Here is a 15,411-nt window from a genome sequence, read left to right on the forward strand (position 1 = left end):
CCAGTCTGTTGTTATCATTATCGCCACGGAGTGCTTATGCGGTCAAGCAAATCGTCAGTCTAGACTGAATTGACGCACAAAAAAATCCGCCAACAGCCATAGCTGTCGACGGACAGAAAGCCAAGCCGCTTCTTACAGATTGCCCCGCAGCTCCTGTTCTCTCTCGAGCGCTTCAAACAGCGCCTTGAAATTTCCGTTGCCGAAGCCGCGCGCCCCTTTTCGCTGAATGATTTCTACGAACAGGGTCGGACGGTCTACAATCGGCTTGCTGAACAACTGCAAGAGGTATCCTTCATCGTCGCGGTCCACCAGCACCCGCAGGTTGCGGAGCGTTTCGATGTCTTCGTCGATCTCTCCGACACGCTCCTTCAGTTCTTCGTAGTACGTGTCCGGTACGTAGAGGAAGTCCACGCCATTTGCCCGCAGTGCGGAAACTGTTTTTACTATATCGTTGGTCAACAGGGCGATATGCTGCACACCCGGACCTTTGTAAAACTCGAGAAATTCCTGGATCTGCGACTTCCGGCGCCCCTCGGCCGGTTCGTTGATCGGGAACTTGATCCGCCCCGTGCCGCTTTGCATCACTTTTGACATCAATGCGGAGTACTCGGTCGAGATGTCATCGTCGCTGAAGTTCTGCACGGCCGTGAAGCCCATGACTTTTTGGTAGTAGGCCACCCATTCGTCCATGACTTCCACGTTTCCGACGATATGGTCAATCCCGATCAGCCCGGTTTCTTCTCCTTGAACCGGAGATTCATACGCTTGGTAGCCCGGGAGGAAGGGACCGTTGTAGTTTTTCCGCTCGACAAAGGTGTGGATGTTGTCCCCGTAGGTGCCGATGATTGCCTTTTTCACAGTGCCGAAGGAATCGGAAAACTCGGTCGGCTCCATGACCGGCACGGCTCCGCGGGAAACGGCCTCGCGATACGCCTGCTCACAGTCGTCCACGCGAAGAGCCACGTCCTTTACGCCGTCCCCGTGCTTGCTCACAAACGCGTTGATCGGGCTGTCAGGAGTAAGCGCCCCTGACAAGACAAACGTAAGATGTTTTTGTTTCAATACATAGGAAACCTTTTCCCGCGAGCCTGTTTCCAGCCCTGCGTAGGCCACAGCCTGAAATCCGAAGGCCTTGGTGAAGTAATGCATGGCTTGCTTCGCATTTCCTACATAGAACTCCACATAATCCCAGTCCTGAATGGGAAAGAAATCGGTGTTGCTCATTTGCCTACCCCTCCGACTTTTTCAAATTTTTGCATGATTGGGATGATTTTGTTTGTTATCTTGAGAGTACATGGAAAGCGTTTACTCCCGCAAGAACACGGAACAACGCGAAAACGCGCAACAGCTTTTCTCCAATAAAGTGCGCATCATCAGCGTCTTCCGGTACGATGCAGGAATATTTGCCCGGATAGATGAAAAACAAGGGATGAAGCGTAAAATGCTTGCTGAAAGGTAAGGAGGACTATACGAATGACACAATGGAGTGAAATGGCAAAAGAGCAATGGGACCAATTTTCGGCGGATTGGCATAAGCGCAGCGAAGCCATGTGGGAAACGGGCAGCCGCAGGACGATCCTGCCGCTGTTTACCCGCTATGTCCCCGCGGAAAATGGACCTGTTCTGGACGCTGGTTGCGGAGATGGATACGCCAGCTGCAAGCTGGCCGCAAGCGGCTATACTGTGGAAGGAGTCGACATTGCCGGGGAAATGATTCGCCTGGCTAAAGACCGGGCAAATGACCGGGCAAAAAACGGTGAAATAGCTGTCCGCTTTCAGACTGGGGATGTGTCCAGCCTTCCCTTTTCCGATCAAACCTTCAGCGGGATTCTCTGCATTAACGTGACGGAATTCACGCCTTCGCCACTCGCTGCACTCCTGGAGTTCCATCGTTTGCTCAAACCGGGGGGCATCCTGCTCCTCGGCATACTCGGCCCGACGGCAGGACCACGGGGACACAGCTATCGCCGCCTGTACGGGGAGGCGACGATCCAAAACACGATGATGCCGTGGGAAGCGAAGCAACTGGCCAGCGAAAATGGCTATGTCCTGCTGGAGGAAGAACCCGTTTATAAAGAAGGCGTACCTGCCGAGCTGGCAAATCGGTTACCCGCGGAATTGCGCGAGGCCCTCAGCTTTTTGACATTGTTTGTGCTGAAAAAAGGATAGAAAGAACGGCCCCGCCCGTGCCAGCCATAAAAAAAGGTGCCGCGACCGGCACCTTTTTTGGCGTTTTGTTACTGAAATGGATTGACGACTTTATTGGCTGCCATCCACATTTCTTTGCTTTTCATCAGCTGTGCGATTACGGGCTGTTCCGTTCCGTAAAGCGACCGATAGAGTCGCTGGGTTTCCCGCAAATCATTGTAGGTCAGATAAGGGTAATCCGGTCTGCCAAAGGTGTCATCAGGGAACCAGGCGTAGTGCAGATCTCCATTTTGCGTGATCCATCGTTCTCCCAGATTGGTGACTCCCTGAAGCATCACTGTTGCCAGCGCTTGGTCGGCCGGATCTTGAAATTGCATGTACATTTTCCACAAAAAGTTAATTTCCGCCAACTGGTGGTTGAGCGAAACATGTGTCGGCTTATGCGGTGTCGGGTGGGCGTAATCGGCAACCAGCCATCCATCTGTAGGACCGGGTATTACGTAGTGATACTGACTGGCGTGATTGCGCAAATACAGGGCGTACCTTTTGGCCGATTCACAAAATTCACTCTCATTATACTTTTTGCAGCCATCAAGCAGCAGCTCGGCCATTCCGGTATTAAACCGCGTATCGTAAAAGCCATCAGGGATCCCGTAATCGTCAGCCAGCCACTGGGACTGTGGATACGTCTTCCAGTGCCCTTCCGCTTCCTGATTGCGGACAGCGGTATCGAGCATGACGTAGGCCATGTTTTGCGCCGCTTTGCTGGTTGGATTCGCCAGGAAGGAGCGGACTACATAGTTCTCCGGATTGCGCCAAAACGCATTGACGGTGTAGGGAACGTATGTAGACGGACTCGTGTAGTAATAGCCGTCGTACAACCACTTGGCCTTATCCGAGAGATCGACTCCCAGCCAAAGATTGGCTGTCGGCTCACTATCCCAGGGAACCAGCGGGGAGCTGGACTCCATGATCCACCATTCGCTGACCATTCCCGCCTTTACCGGGAGCTGTACCTCCAGATGCATGCGATACCACTCTTTTTTCACGGCAATGGGCAGAGCCAATTCCTTTTTTTCCTCGATTGTCGTTCTCCCCAGAGGATTGTAGACAATCGGCGAGGCGACCCAGAAGTAACGACTTGGTGATTCAATAAAGCCGGGAACCAGCGGCAATTCATTTGTCTCCGCCAAAGAGAGCAAATTCCATACCCGCGTGATCTGGCCATTATTATCCGTGCTCAGAACGTGGCGAAAGGTTGACCCTTCGCCTGCAAACGGCACCGACAGCACATACGGACTGCTGTCGATCTGCCCTTCCAGCCTGTACATGCGAAACACGTCACCATTTTTAAACTGGTAGATCTTCTGTTTCAAAGCTCCACCGCTTACCGAAATAGACTCTTCCTTGATCGTCGGCTTTTCCCACTGAAAAGCATCTGAGGCGGAAGGGGGCATTGCGAGTGAGACTAGCAATGCGAGAAAAAACAATACGGACTTTCTTACCTTGGTCATGTAATCCCCCTTGCTCAGAAGTTTGCGAACCCGCTCGCTCTGTTTTCGGAGTAACTGCCACGCCATGATGTAATAGGTTCCACATTATCTTCGCATTTCCTCCATTATTTATCAAATATGATTAGAAAGTACCATGATGAAATGCCTTGCAATCTGATAAAGATGTAGGGAAAGCGACTATTACATTCGACACGGAGGGGATGTCATGACAAACAAAATTATTTCTGCTGCCCTCGTCTTTTTCTTTATTTCTTTGGCCGCCTGCCCGCCGGCAGCTTGGGGAATCCAATCACATCCGACGCTTGCCGCAGCACCTTCAGCCAAAGAGCCAAAAGAGCCTCTCCCCTATTTTGGGACCGGAGAGGTTTACGTGCAGCCCGGGTCAATCGCCCCGCTTTTTCCCGTCCCTTCTGTTTCTTTCGATACGCCTGCTTTTCAAAAGGCCAGCCAAGCCTTTACCAGTCAGGAAGAAATGATGGCGTTCGTCAAGAAGCTGGACAGTCAGTACGCTCACGTCCGCCTGGAAATCATCGGGCAATCCCTCGAAGGTCGGGACATTCCGCTTTTGATCCTGTCCCGCCAGCCTGACCAGGTCCAAACTGACAAGACAAAACCTATCGTCTGGCTCCAGGCCCAAATTCACGGCAATGAGCCCGCTTCAGGTGAGTCCGCTCTGGTCATCGCGCAATGGCTGGCAACAGAACATCTGGGAAAAGACCTTTTGGACCAGGTACATGTAATCATCGTTCCGCGAATCAACCCCGATGGGTCCTACCGGTTTCAAAGAACGATCGCTGTCGGTCAAGATGCCAATCGCGATTACATGAAGGCCGAATACCCCGAGGTGCAGGCGATCCACAAGGCATTCGACCGCTTCCGGCCCGATGTCGTGCTGGACGCTCATGAGTATGGCGTCACGTCCGCTTCCCTGGCGAAGACAGGGAAAAAAGGAGCGCCTTCTTCATATGATGTGCTGATCTCTTCGGCCAAAAATTTGAACATCCCAAAAGAACTGCGGAGCATGTCCGATCAACTGCTGCTGCCGGAAGTTGAAAAAGCGCTGGATGAGGCCAAGCTGACGCATCACCCCTACTACACGTTATCCCAGAACAAGGACGGGCAGATTATCGCGACAGAAGGCAGTACGGAAACGCGAATCGGCCGCAATGCCCTCGGATTGAAAAACAGCCTTTCCTTTTTGGTGGAGACGAGGGGAATCGGCATCGGCCGGGCCGATTTTGAACGCCGTGTATATGGACAGGTGACGACACATGCCGCCTTTATCCAGGCCACAGCCCGACATGCAGAAAAAATAAAACAGACGGTCGCCAGATCACGCAGCCGGTTGATCGAGCAGGGGAAAAAAGCTGATGACGACGACCGGATTGTCGTCACTAGCGAAAACAAACGAATGACCGGTTACTCACTGGATGTGATTGATTTGGCACAGTCCAAGCGCGTCTCCATCACGGTTGCGTGGGTGAGCGCGACAAATGCTTATCCGACCCTGGAGAGGAAAAGGCCGACTGCCTATTTGATGCCTCCCGCTTATCACCATATCGCTGACCGGCTGGAGCGGCTGGGCGTGAACATCGCGACATTGTCCGAGCCTGCTGCTCTCCCTGTAGAAAGCTATCTTGTCACGGATAACAAGGTACAGGCTCGCCTTGAAAACGGCCGTTTTCCCAACCGGGTGGAGACCTGGGTCACTGAGGAGCAGGTGACCTTTCCTGCCGGCAGCTACGTATTTGCGATGGACCAGCCGCTCGCCAACTTTATTGCGCTCGCGCTGGAGCCGGAGTCCGTGGACAGCTTCGTGACGAACAGCTACCTCCCTGTGCAAAAAGGTGACCGTATCCCTATATACCGCTATATGTCCGAAAAGCCGCTCCCGGCGAATTAGCACTTCGGCACTTCGGTCCCCCGGCACTCAGATACTCCGGCACTCAGATACTCCGGCACTCTGGTACCCCGGCACCCTGGTACCCCGGCACTCAGGTACCAGACCTAATAAAAAAACGTCCCTGCACCGGTTGTTTCAGCCGGTTGAGGGACGTTTTTTGTCAAAGAGGTTTTTCCTTACATAATTACTTGCTCACTTGCTTGCGCTGTTTTATTCAGCCAGCAATCGTTTTACGTCTTGGTAGCTGGCTTCCAGCTGCCTGTCGACTGCTCCCGCTTCCTGAACGTGATGGCGCAGCGCCTCATTCATCTGCTCCAGAGCCCGTTTTGCTTCCTGGACCTGCAGATTGTTTTCGTCCGTGTAGCGCTTTTGCTGCTGGATCGTTTCCATGACACCCGCCGTCTCTTCACTCACTTCCCGCAGGGCGGATACGATGCTTTCCATTTTTTCAGCCGCTTCCTTGCTTGTCGACAAGCCTTTTTGGATCGCACTGCCGCTCTTCTCGCTGTTGGCGATCGCTTCTTTTGTCTCTTCCTGAATTTTGCCGATCAGCTCGGCAATGTTTTTGGTCGAATTGGCTGTCATTTCTGCCAGCTTGCGAACCTCGTCCGCTACGACCGCAAAACCCCTTCCCTGTTCGCCTGCGCGAGCGGCTTCAATCGCTGCATTGAGAGCCAACAGGTTCGTCTGATTGGCGATATCGCTGATCACTTGAACGATGCTGGTAATCTCCGACGAACGCTCTTCGAGACGGCCCATGGATGCGGACGTGCTGGCAGACTGCTGTTCCAGCACGCTCATCACCGAGACGACCTCTGCCATTGAGAGCTTGCCTTCATTTGCCCGTTCTACGGACTGCATGCAGATGCTCGTCAAACGCTCTCCGCGGGAATAAAGGTTGTCGGCCGACTCCTCGGACTCTGTGCTGATCCGCTGAATCTTCGCGATAATGCCTTCCATCCGGTTTGCCAGCTCGGCAAGGGAGCCGTGCTGGTCGTTTACAACGCCATGCTGATGAATGATCGCGCCCATTTGCTCGTAAACCGCCATCAGCTCTCGCTTGATTTCTTCGCGGTCTCCCCGCGCATCCGGCTCCTGCAGTGCTACGGCGGTCGCAGCTATTTCCTGCTGGGCTTCGTCCTTCTTTTTCTTCCAGAACATTGACGTCACTCTCCTCTTTTTTCTTCTGGCTAGCGTGTGTGGCTCTCCCGGTGCGCAAAAGCGCGCGATTCCATAATTCCCGGATGCTGCTTGGCCAAAAGAAGCAGGTTTTCCAGGTAGTAATAATGGCCTTCCAGTACTTCCACGTCCTTGCGGGTAAACTGCTTCGTCTGCAAATACTGCTGCATCTCCAGGGCGTATCTCTCCAGCTTGCCGTAAAATTCATTGGCCCGCAGCATTTGCTCCACTTCCGGATAGGCGGTTTTGAGCCGATTGATTTCACCGTATACCTTGGTACCTTCGAGAATCAGTTGATAAGCCGCGCGCTCATAGGAGGCGGCCGTCGCTTGTTCCTGTTCCTGTCTTGCGGCGCGCAAAGCGGACAGGTACGTGATAAAATGGTAAACAGTTAAAAATAAAGGCCCCAAAAACAAAATGATTCCTGCTTTGTATACATGTTGGTTTGCCAGGTTGCTGATGAGCAAGAACAGATGAAACAAAATTGCCCCCAGCCATGCGTAAATAATCACATGGTGGTTTACCTTGCCTGCCTCCTGCTGGCGCGAGAAAACAAACGTCAGCCCCAAAAGATAAAAGGCAAGCAGAGTAAAACTCGCACTGAACAATGCCATTTCCATCTCCTGAAGCCAAGTGGCATCGGCAGGAATCTCAAACAAAAATTCAAAGGCGAGTACCAGCAGTGAGAAGAGCAAACCCATGATCCAAAACCGGCTTACTTCGGAATCGTTGCGCCGGCGAGAGCGGTACCTTTCCGCACGGGATTCTTTCAATTGTTCTCACCTCACTTTCAAATGGATTCGCCATGATTCACCAATTTCCTCTTAGGGCCAGACAAAATCTGACATCGGAGGCTACCATGAAAAACCCTTTGCCCGCTGCATTTACGGCACGTATGCAGGCGCTATTGCAAGACGAATACGAAGCCTTTATCGCGAGCTATGAAGAGGCTGCGAGCCACGGCCTCAGAATCAATCCGTTGAAGCTTGCGCCGGCTGATTTCCTGTCGCTCTCCCCCTTCTCCCTGGAGCCGGTGGAATGGTGTCCAAATGGCTTCTGCTACAGGGAAGGAGATCGTCCCGGCAAGCATCCTTACCACTCAGCCGGTCTGTACTATTTGCAGGAGCCGAGTGCCATGTCCCCTGCGGAAGCACTGGAGGCGCTCCCCGGCGAAACAGTACTCGACCTATGTGCGGCTCCGGGCGGCAAGACAACCCAGTTGGCTGCGGCCATGAAAGGGAGCGGGCTGTTGATCGCCAATGAAATTCACCCGTCGCGGGTCAAGGCCCTTTCGGAAAACGTCGAGCGGCTGGGCATCACCAACGCTATCGTGACCAACGAAACACCGGAGCGGCTGGCAGAGCGATTCCCGCTGTTCTTTGACCGGATACTGGTCGACGCGCCGTGTTCCGGCGAGGGCATGTTTCGCAAGCTCCCGGAGGCAGTCGAAGAGTGGTCACCGGAAAAAGTGACGGAGTGCCACCTCATGCAGCTCGATATTTTGGATGCGGCCAGCGCCATGCTCAAGCCCGGGGGAACGCTTGTCTACTCGACTTGCACATTCGCTCCTTTGGAAAACGAGCAATCCGTGGCTGCTTTTCTACAGCGCCATCCGGAGTTTGGCATGATCCCGCTTCCTTCCGCAGACTTGTATTCGCCCGGCGAGCCCAAGTGGGCCGACCCGTCCTTGCAGGATGTGTCTTTGGCCGCACGCCTTTGGCCCCATAAACTGCGAGGGGAAGGCCACTTTGTCGCCAAGCTGAGAAAGTCGGCTGAAACGGACACGGCAGAACTGTCCCGCAGCCGTCCGAAGAAAAAAGCAAAACCTGCCTCTTTTGCCGGCAAAAAGGAAGCGGTCGCAAGCTGGCAGAGCTTTGTCCGGGAAGCCCTGCCGAACCTTGGCGATCTGTACGCCGACGACTCTGCCCTTCTCCTCTTCGGCGACCAGCTTTATTATACCCCGCGACCCGGACTGGATTTGGACGGCCTTCGCATCAACCGGGCCGGCTTGCACCTGGGAACGCTGAAAAAAAATCGCCTGGAGCCCTCACACGCTCTCGCCTTGGCAGTATGTGCGGAGGCAGCAGCACGCGTCGCCAGCTTTTCTGCAGCCGATCCTGACCTGATCCGCTATCTCAAGGGAGAAGCATTATCGCGGGAAGGAGAAGCTGGCTGGACTCTGGTCTGTGTGGACGGCTTCCCCATCGGCTGGGGCAAGCAGGCTGACGGACAACTGAAAAACCATTATCCCAAGGGATTGCGCTGGCTGTAATCCAGCTAGCAAGAAAAAAGCCCACCTGCATCGGGAGCACAGATTCTTCCCGCAGGTGGGTTTTTGTTAGCGGTTCCGCCGATTCGGCCCGTCGTTTACCATCGTCAAGGAGCCGTTTTTTATGTAACGAAGGATTCTGGATACGGAAATACCGGTTGCGTTGGCGATTTGCATCGCATTGGAGTTGGGGTTCATTCGCAGATACTCGCGAACTACCCGATACTCATCCAGTTCTTCCTGTGTGCACGAACGGCATGCCGATTCAGCCGCCGGAATAGGCAAACCGCATTGTTCACAGAATAGTTGAGTCATGACAGCTTTCTCCTCATACCCTGATTTGTCCCCTGAGCAGGACCCAGGTCCAAAGTGGCCGATATTTTCTGGTACTTCTATTTATTGTACCCGTTTTAGGGTAAGAGGAAAACCCTGCATCTATAGAACTAGATTCAGCCGTTCACTGCCATTTTCACTGACAAAAGACCGCTTGCGGTAAGCAAAACGACGCATCCGACAGCCAAAGCAGCCATATCGGGCACAAAAAGTGAAAAGGTATGCCAGGTCACATTCAATCCGTACAGGAGCACCGGCAGCAAGAGAACGGCAAGCAGGATAAAGACTGTTGCAAGCCCGGCCCATATCCGCCTGTTCCCTGACTTCCGCCGTACTCGGAACAATCTGTAGACCACCATTGCCGTTACCAAGAGCAGGACGAGAAAAACAACTGCAAACAGCCATCTTTCCATCGGCACTGAAAAGGTTGCGGGCTGCGCCTTTTTTCCCAGCAAAATCTGCTGGACCCCGTTCATTACTTGCGTAAGCCTGATCTCCTCCAGCGAATTGTTGCGATTGGTCAAAATGGCGGCTCCCCATCCTTCCCCGGGCAGCAGCATGATCTCCGAGCGATAATCGGGGGTTGAGCCTGCATGCCAGATGCGTTCTCCGCCTTCAGCCAGCGGCGTGATCCTCCAGCCGAAGCCGTAAGAGGTCTGTGAATTGGCTCTTGTCAAGACGGCAGGCTCCATCATCATCCTGGTGTAGCGGGCAGAAAGCACGGCATCCGGCTGCAGCATTCCGATCAGATAATGTCCCATGTCTTCGGCACTTGCCGCAATGTACCCGTAAGGAGCTCCCCCGTTGTCATATGCGATGTCGCTTTGGACAGACAGACCAAACCAGGAGCGGTAACCGGACATCCAGCCCTTTTCTTTGGCTTGCCGGACACTGGCTGCAGCGTTGGACATGCCAAGCGGCTCGAATACGGATTTATCCATGTACTCCTCGAACGAAACGCCGTAAATCCGTTCGATCAGCGCTCCGAGTATCCCGTAGTTTGCGTTGCTGTACTGGTGCCGTTCACCCGGCCGTGCGGTGGTGGCTTCCGTAGAAAGCTCACGAACATATCGCTGGACTGCTTCGCTGTCGTCCGCTCCCTGGTCGGCAAATTTCATGCCGGATTCCGTACCAAGCCCGCTCGTTTGCGTGAGCAGTTGGCGGACAGTGATTTTCGCGGCGTCCTCTTCGCTTTCTAGCGTAAACGAAGGCAAATATTGCCGGACAGGCGCATCCAGGTCGATTTTATTGGCCTGAACAAGCAGCATGATTCCATAGGCAGTAAGACCCTTGCTGAGAGAACCGAGCAAAAACGGCGTTTGTGCCGTCACAGCCGTCTTCCCGTCTCCGGTCACTCCCCATGTTTTTCTGTAGACAATCTGCCCGTCCTTTACCAGCACCATGGAGCCTCCGGGGGCACCCAGCTTCGCGGCGGCATCATCGATGTAGGCATCGATCTCATCAAGCTTGGCTTGCAGCTCGGCGGAAATCGCCTGCTGTGCCGCAGAAGCATGCTGACTAGGCAAAATCAGGGTTGAGACGATCAAGGACAAACATAAAAAATAGCTGTAAAACCGAAAAGATTGCACGGATAATAAGCTCTTCATGACAGACTCCTTTTCCTGGTCATCCTGAGGCGGTTGCGTCAATCGTTGTCGATGACTACATTACCAGATGAAACCAAGTTGGAAATCCGTCAAGAGGCGGAGAGGAAATCGGACCTGCGGCCCGGCTTGCGAAAATGAAAAGCGCTCTCCGTCCTCGGGTACCAGCACTCTGTCAGCCAATTGATTATCTTTCAAAAAATCTCGCAGCTCTTTTCGCTCCAGCAGACAATGATTATTCGCAGCGATCAACGATCTGGCCTGCCAAGCTGGGAAACGCATGCGCAAAATGGAATCCAAAGACCACCTGCCCTATGTCCGCTTCGTCTCTGGCCGCCCTTATCCATCAAAAAATCAAATGATTGAGGTGACGAAAATGATACCGACATTGGAAACAGAAAGGTATCCTGCTGCCAGAATATCTGTACAGCAAACAGCCTTAGCCCCTGCAAATTCAGGACTAAGGCTGTTTCGGCATCAATTGCCCCAGACTTAGGTTAGCCACATACTCTGGGCTGGCACGCTGGGTGCTTTTGCTTCTACCCGTCGACTGTTAACCGCGCGGACGTTTCCCGCCGAAATTTCCTGAGCGGTTTCCGCCACGGCTGCCAGCTCCGCCCGGTTTTCCGGATCTGCCAGCGCCGCCAGCTTTCCCCGCATCACCCGATTTCCCTGCCTTGCGGGCAGCGATCGCTTCTGCGCGGCGGCGATTTTTTTCGTATTTGGTCTGCAGCTCTTCCAGCTCGCGAGCCAGCTTTTTCTTGTAGCCCGGCTTTACCTTTGTCTTCTTTTTGATGGCTTCGCGGACCGGAGCGATCTGCTTGTCCTTTTCCTTCGCTTCTTCCTTTGCCTTCTGCTCGCGCAGTTCAATAAAATACGCTTCGCGTTCTTTGGCGCGCTCGCGGCGTCCCGCGTCGAGATGGCGTCCGACTACCAGCAGCCTTTCCTCGATCGACGCCTTTGTCGCTTTTGCAAACCGGATCATCATGCTTTTCTGGCGAGGAGAGACGAGCGAAATCGCCTTCCCTTTTTGTCCGGCCCGTCCCGTCCGTCCGACGCGGTGGATGTAGCTCTCCACGTCATTTGGCAGGTCGTAGTTGATCACATGAGTGACGCCTTCCACATCCAGCCCGCGCGCCGCGATGTCGGTAGCCACGAGAAACTGGAATTTGATATCGCGGAACTGCTTCATTAGCTGTTCCCGCTTGTTTTGCGACAAGTCTCCATACAGCGCGCTTGCCGAAAATCCGTTTTCCTGAAGCCGCGCAGTCAATTGCTGCACGCGTACCTGGGTGTTGGCAAACACAATGCAAAGATATGGCTTTTCTTGCTCCAGCAGATCGACCAGCGCATCCGTCTTTTCGGTCTGGTTGACCACATAGTAAAACTGCTCAATGGATTCAACCGTCTTTTGCTTCGATTCGATCTTGATATGCGGCGGCTGCTTCATGAACTGCTGCGCCAGCTTTTTCACCAGATCGGGCATCGTGGCGGAGAAAAGAAGAATCTGACGCTGCTGCGGCGTGTTCACGATGACCTGCTCGACATCCTCGAGAAAGCCCATCTCCAGCATTTTGTCGGCCTCGTCCAGAACGAGCGTGGATATGCGGCCAAAGTGCAGGGAGCCCCGCTTCATATGGTCCAGTACCCGTCCCGGCGTTCCCACGACGATGTGAACCGTTTCTTTCAATTTGTTCAGCTGCTTTTCAATATCCGTGCCGCCGTGCAAAGAAAGAACGTTGACACCCATATGCTTGCCAAGCTTCTCAGCCTCTTTGGCGATCTGGATTGACAGCTCACGCGTCGGCGTCAGGATCACAGCCTGGATATCCTTCTTGCCCGCTTGCAGACGATTCAGGATCGGCAGCACAAAAGCCGCTGTTTTCCCCGTACCGGTCTGCGCTTGACCGATGACGTCCTTGCCCTCTGTTATCAATGGTATCGCTTCAGCCTGGATCGGCGTCGGTTCCTTGTAAAACGAATCCTGTATGCCTTGCATCAGTTCCGGGCGAAAGCCAAACGACGCAAATGTCTTTGTCATGATGCTCACTTCCTTTTCAAAGGAAGCCGCCCTCCCCCGTCTGTCGGCCATCCCTGCCTGACGAGCGGATAACGGCATCCGTCCTTCATTTTCAGCGACGAGCGCTGGTTCTGTCTCCCTATAGTATAGGAGTCTTTTCAAAAACACAACAAAACGGTCAGAATGCCCCTTTTTGGCTTCGCAAAAGTCACGGGGATGAAACAGGCGGCTCGGCTGCATGCGTGCATGCTGCTTCGAACCGCCTGCATTTCCGGTTATTTCGCCAGCTCGTAAATCGCTTGAGCGTAGATAGCCGTCGCTTTGATCAAATCGTCTATGAGAATGTATTCATCCCGCTGATGCGCGCAGTCGGGACGGCCGGGGAAAAGCGGGCCAAAGGCAACGCCTACGTCCAGCGAACGGCCGTAAGTAGCGCCGCCAATCGCGATAATTCCCGCTTCCAGTCCGGTCTGCTCCGTGTAAACCCGCTGCAAAGTCGTCACCAGTGGATGATTCGGGTCTACCCGGTGAGGGCGCAAATGCTCGACCACCTCGAACACGAATGCAGCCTGGGCAATCCGCTCCTTGAAAATGGCGCTCCACTTTTCAAACGGCAAGGAGTGAGGATAGCGAATGTTGAGCTGGAACAGGGCATCGCCATCTGCCTCATACTGAATTACGCCTGTATTCAGCGTGAGCGGTCCCATCTCCTCGTCATGATGAGAGATGCCGAGCGCTTCGCCGTAATGCTGCCGATACAGGTACTGCTCGGTGAAGCGGACGAATTGATCCGCTCGGGCATCCAGCGTCAGTGTTCCCAAAAAATGAATCAGCTCGGTGCCTGCATTGACGCCCTTGCCAGGGTCCATTCCGTGAACGGAGACGCCTTCCATATGGAGCAGCACATGCCCATTTGAGCATTCGGCCTTGCCCTTCATGCCCGAATCGTTCAAATACGCCTCGTATGCTTGAATCAATTCCTCGGCTCCCATGCCCATCGGCAACAATCTGGCCTCCGCTTTGTCCGGCACCATGTTCATCCTTCTGCCAGAGGCAAGCTCCAGAAGCTGAGCTGCCGGGCTGTCGGCCGACGGGAGCTGCTGCCCGAGGAACGCTTCATGCGTTTGCAAAACAGTCAGGTCTGTCAGTCCCTTTTCCGCATATATCAAAGGAAAATCGGCATCCGGCGTGAAGCCCATGGTCGGCATCTCTTCGGTTTCAAAGTACGTTTTGACACACTGCCAACCAGACTCTTCGTCCGTTCCAAAAATGAGTCTGACCCGTTTGGACAGCGGCAGACCGGATTCCTTGACCAGCTTCGCCGCAAAAATCGCCGCAATCGTCGGTCCTTTGTCGTCAATCGCTCCGCGGGCGACGATCTTCCCGTCCACAATTTCCGCAGCGTATGGCGGCGAAGTCCAGCCGTCCCCTTCTGGAACGACATCCACGTGGCTGAGCACGCCGATCAGTTCGCTGCCCTGTCCAAACTCCGCATGCCCGGCATAGCCGCCGACATCCTTTACCGTCATTCCTGCCTGCTTGCACTGTTCAAGCACAAAGTCCAGCGCTTCACGGATGCCTTCGCCGAAAGGAGCCCCTTCCCGTGCTGTGGATGGGTCCAGCAAGCTTTTGATCCGCAAAAATCCCTGCGTCGTGGAAATCAGGTCGTCTTTTCGCTTTTCAACTTCCTGCAGCCAGTTCATCGTCGTCATGTAGATGTTTCTTCCCTTCTTTGGTCTTCATGCCTTCTCCCGTTTCCTCATCGTCCACGTCCAAATCAAGCTCCACAAGTGAAATCAGCGATTCCATCGCTACTTCCTTGGCGGTGAACTCCACCTGGGCCTCCTTGATTTCCTCGCGGATATTGTTCATCTCGCTGTCCAGCTTGGATGACGCCTTGGCGGCTTCAATCAAGCGCTGTCGGATCGCGGAGGGAATGATTCCTTCGTATTTGTAGTTGAGAGAGTGTTCGATCGTCGCCCAGAAATTCATGTTCAGTGTGCGAATCTGGATTTCCACAGGGATGACCGCCTGACCCCGGGCTGTCATCAGCTCGTACGCTACGGCCAGATGATAGCCTCTGTACCCGCTCTCCTTTGGCCTGGACACGTAGTCCTTCTCCAAATAAATCCGCATGTCTTTGCGTCGCCGGATCATTTCCACCACAGCTGGAATATCGTCAATGAATTGGCAGATGATCCGAATTCCTGCTATATCCCGGAGCTCCCAGCAAATATTTTCATCGATTTGAAATTGAAGGCGATTCGCCTTGTTGTATATACTCGGGACCGACTTCACCCGACCGGTGACGAACTCGATAGGAGAGTGCTCTTTTCGCTTCCGCAGCTCGTTGCGGATGTTTTTCAGCTTAACCTTGATCTCTTCCACGGCTTGTTCGAACGGTAGCAGGTATAGTTCCCAGTCTAGTTTCTGCATGCTAG

The 15,411-nt window shown here is 53.8% G+C and carries 12 protein-coding genes; 3 read left to right on the plus strand and 9 right to left on the minus strand.

What is annotated here, in order from left to right:
• Nucleotides 1-132: 132 nt before the first annotated feature.
• Nucleotides 133-1,224 (minus strand): 4-hydroxyphenylpyruvate dioxygenase, encoded by a 1,092-nt coding sequence (gene hppD / locus NST37_RS18650; RefSeq protein WP_003389034.1) that lies wholly within the window; start codon nucleotides 1,222-1,224, stop codon nucleotides 133-135.
• Between the two features lie 249 nt (nucleotides 1,225-1,473).
• On the opposite strand from hppD, the gene NST37_RS18655 reads away from it, so the two are divergent.
• The gene (locus NST37_RS18655) at nucleotides 1,474-2,169 is read left to right on the plus strand and encodes a class I SAM-dependent methyltransferase (RefSeq protein WP_024983857.1); all 696 of its coding nucleotides are present in this window, start codon (nucleotides 1,474-1,476) and stop codon (nucleotides 2,167-2,169) included.
• Between the two features lie 68 nt (nucleotides 2,170-2,237).
• Here the strand turns inward: NST37_RS18655 and NST37_RS18660 are convergent, their stop codons facing one another.
• Complete coding sequence (locus tag NST37_RS18660) at nucleotides 2,238-3,662, minus strand: hypothetical protein (RefSeq protein ID WP_003389032.1); 1,425 nt, start codon at nucleotides 3,660-3,662, stop codon at nucleotides 2,238-2,240.
• A gap of 205 nt (nucleotides 3,663-3,867) precedes the next feature.
• Here NST37_RS18660 and NST37_RS18665 point away from each other — a divergent pair, with 205 nt between their 5' ends.
• Complete coding sequence (locus tag NST37_RS18665; RefSeq protein WP_339185647.1) at nucleotides 3,868-5,565, plus strand: M14 family metallocarboxypeptidase; 1,698 nt, start codon at nucleotides 3,868-3,870, stop codon at nucleotides 5,563-5,565.
• Between the two features lie 210 nt (nucleotides 5,566-5,775).
• Here the strand turns inward: NST37_RS18665 and NST37_RS18670 are convergent, their stop codons facing one another.
• Both NST37_RS18670 and NST37_RS18675 read right to left on the minus strand, forming a co-directional pair.
• Complete coding sequence (locus NST37_RS18670; RefSeq protein WP_003389030.1) at nucleotides 5,776-6,726, minus strand: methyl-accepting chemotaxis protein; 951 nt, start codon at nucleotides 6,724-6,726, stop codon at nucleotides 5,776-5,778.
• A 29-nt stretch (nucleotides 6,727-6,755) separates the two neighbouring features.
• Nucleotides 6,756-7,517 (minus strand): hypothetical protein, encoded by a 762-nt coding sequence (locus NST37_RS18675; protein WP_003389029.1) that lies wholly within the window; start codon nucleotides 7,515-7,517, stop codon nucleotides 6,756-6,758.
• Nucleotides 7,518-7,603: 86 nt separating this feature from the next.
• Here NST37_RS18675 and NST37_RS18680 point away from each other — a divergent pair, with 86 nt between their 5' ends.
• Entirely contained in the window at nucleotides 7,604-9,016 is a 1,413-nt protein-coding gene (locus NST37_RS18680; RefSeq protein ID WP_024983855.1) for an RsmB/NOP family class I SAM-dependent RNA methyltransferase, read from the plus strand.
• A gap of 66 nt (nucleotides 9,017-9,082) precedes the next feature.
• On the opposite strand, the gene NST37_RS18685 is transcribed toward NST37_RS18680, so the two are convergent.
• From NST37_RS18685 to NST37_RS18705, 5 genes are all read right to left on the minus strand, one after another.
• On the minus strand, nucleotides 9,083-9,328 hold the full coding sequence (locus tag NST37_RS18685; protein WP_003389025.1) for a hypothetical protein: 246 nt from the start codon (nucleotides 9,326-9,328) through the stop codon (nucleotides 9,083-9,085).
• 134 nt (nucleotides 9,329-9,462) lie between these two features.
• Nucleotides 9,463-10,953: a serine hydrolase domain-containing protein gene (locus NST37_RS18690; protein ID WP_003389024.1), complete on the minus strand. Its 1,491-nt coding sequence runs from the start codon at nucleotides 10,951-10,953 to the stop codon at nucleotides 9,463-9,465.
• 550 nt (nucleotides 10,954-11,503) lie between these two features.
• The gene (locus tag NST37_RS18695) at nucleotides 11,504-12,991 is read right to left on the minus strand and encodes a DEAD/DEAH box helicase (protein ID WP_031931847.1); all 1,488 of its coding nucleotides are present in this window, start codon (nucleotides 12,989-12,991) and stop codon (nucleotides 11,504-11,506) included.
• A 254-nt stretch (nucleotides 12,992-13,245) separates the two neighbouring features.
• A complete protein-coding gene (gene pepV / locus NST37_RS18700) occupies nucleotides 13,246-14,682 on the minus strand; it encodes a dipeptidase PepV (RefSeq protein WP_003389021.1) in 1,437 nt (478 codons plus the stop codon).
• Nucleotides 14,651-15,406 (minus strand): GTP pyrophosphokinase family protein, encoded by a 756-nt coding sequence (locus NST37_RS18705; RefSeq protein WP_003389020.1) that lies wholly within the window; start codon nucleotides 15,404-15,406, stop codon nucleotides 14,651-14,653. The genes pepV and NST37_RS18705 overlap by 32 nt, the downstream gene beginning before the upstream one ends.
• Nucleotides 15,407-15,411: the final 5 nt, after the last annotated feature.

Source organism: Brevibacillus sp. FSL K6-6036 (assembly GCF_037964015.1).
GTDB lineage: Bacteria > Bacillota > Bacilli > Brevibacillales > Brevibacillaceae > Brevibacillus > Brevibacillus borstelensis.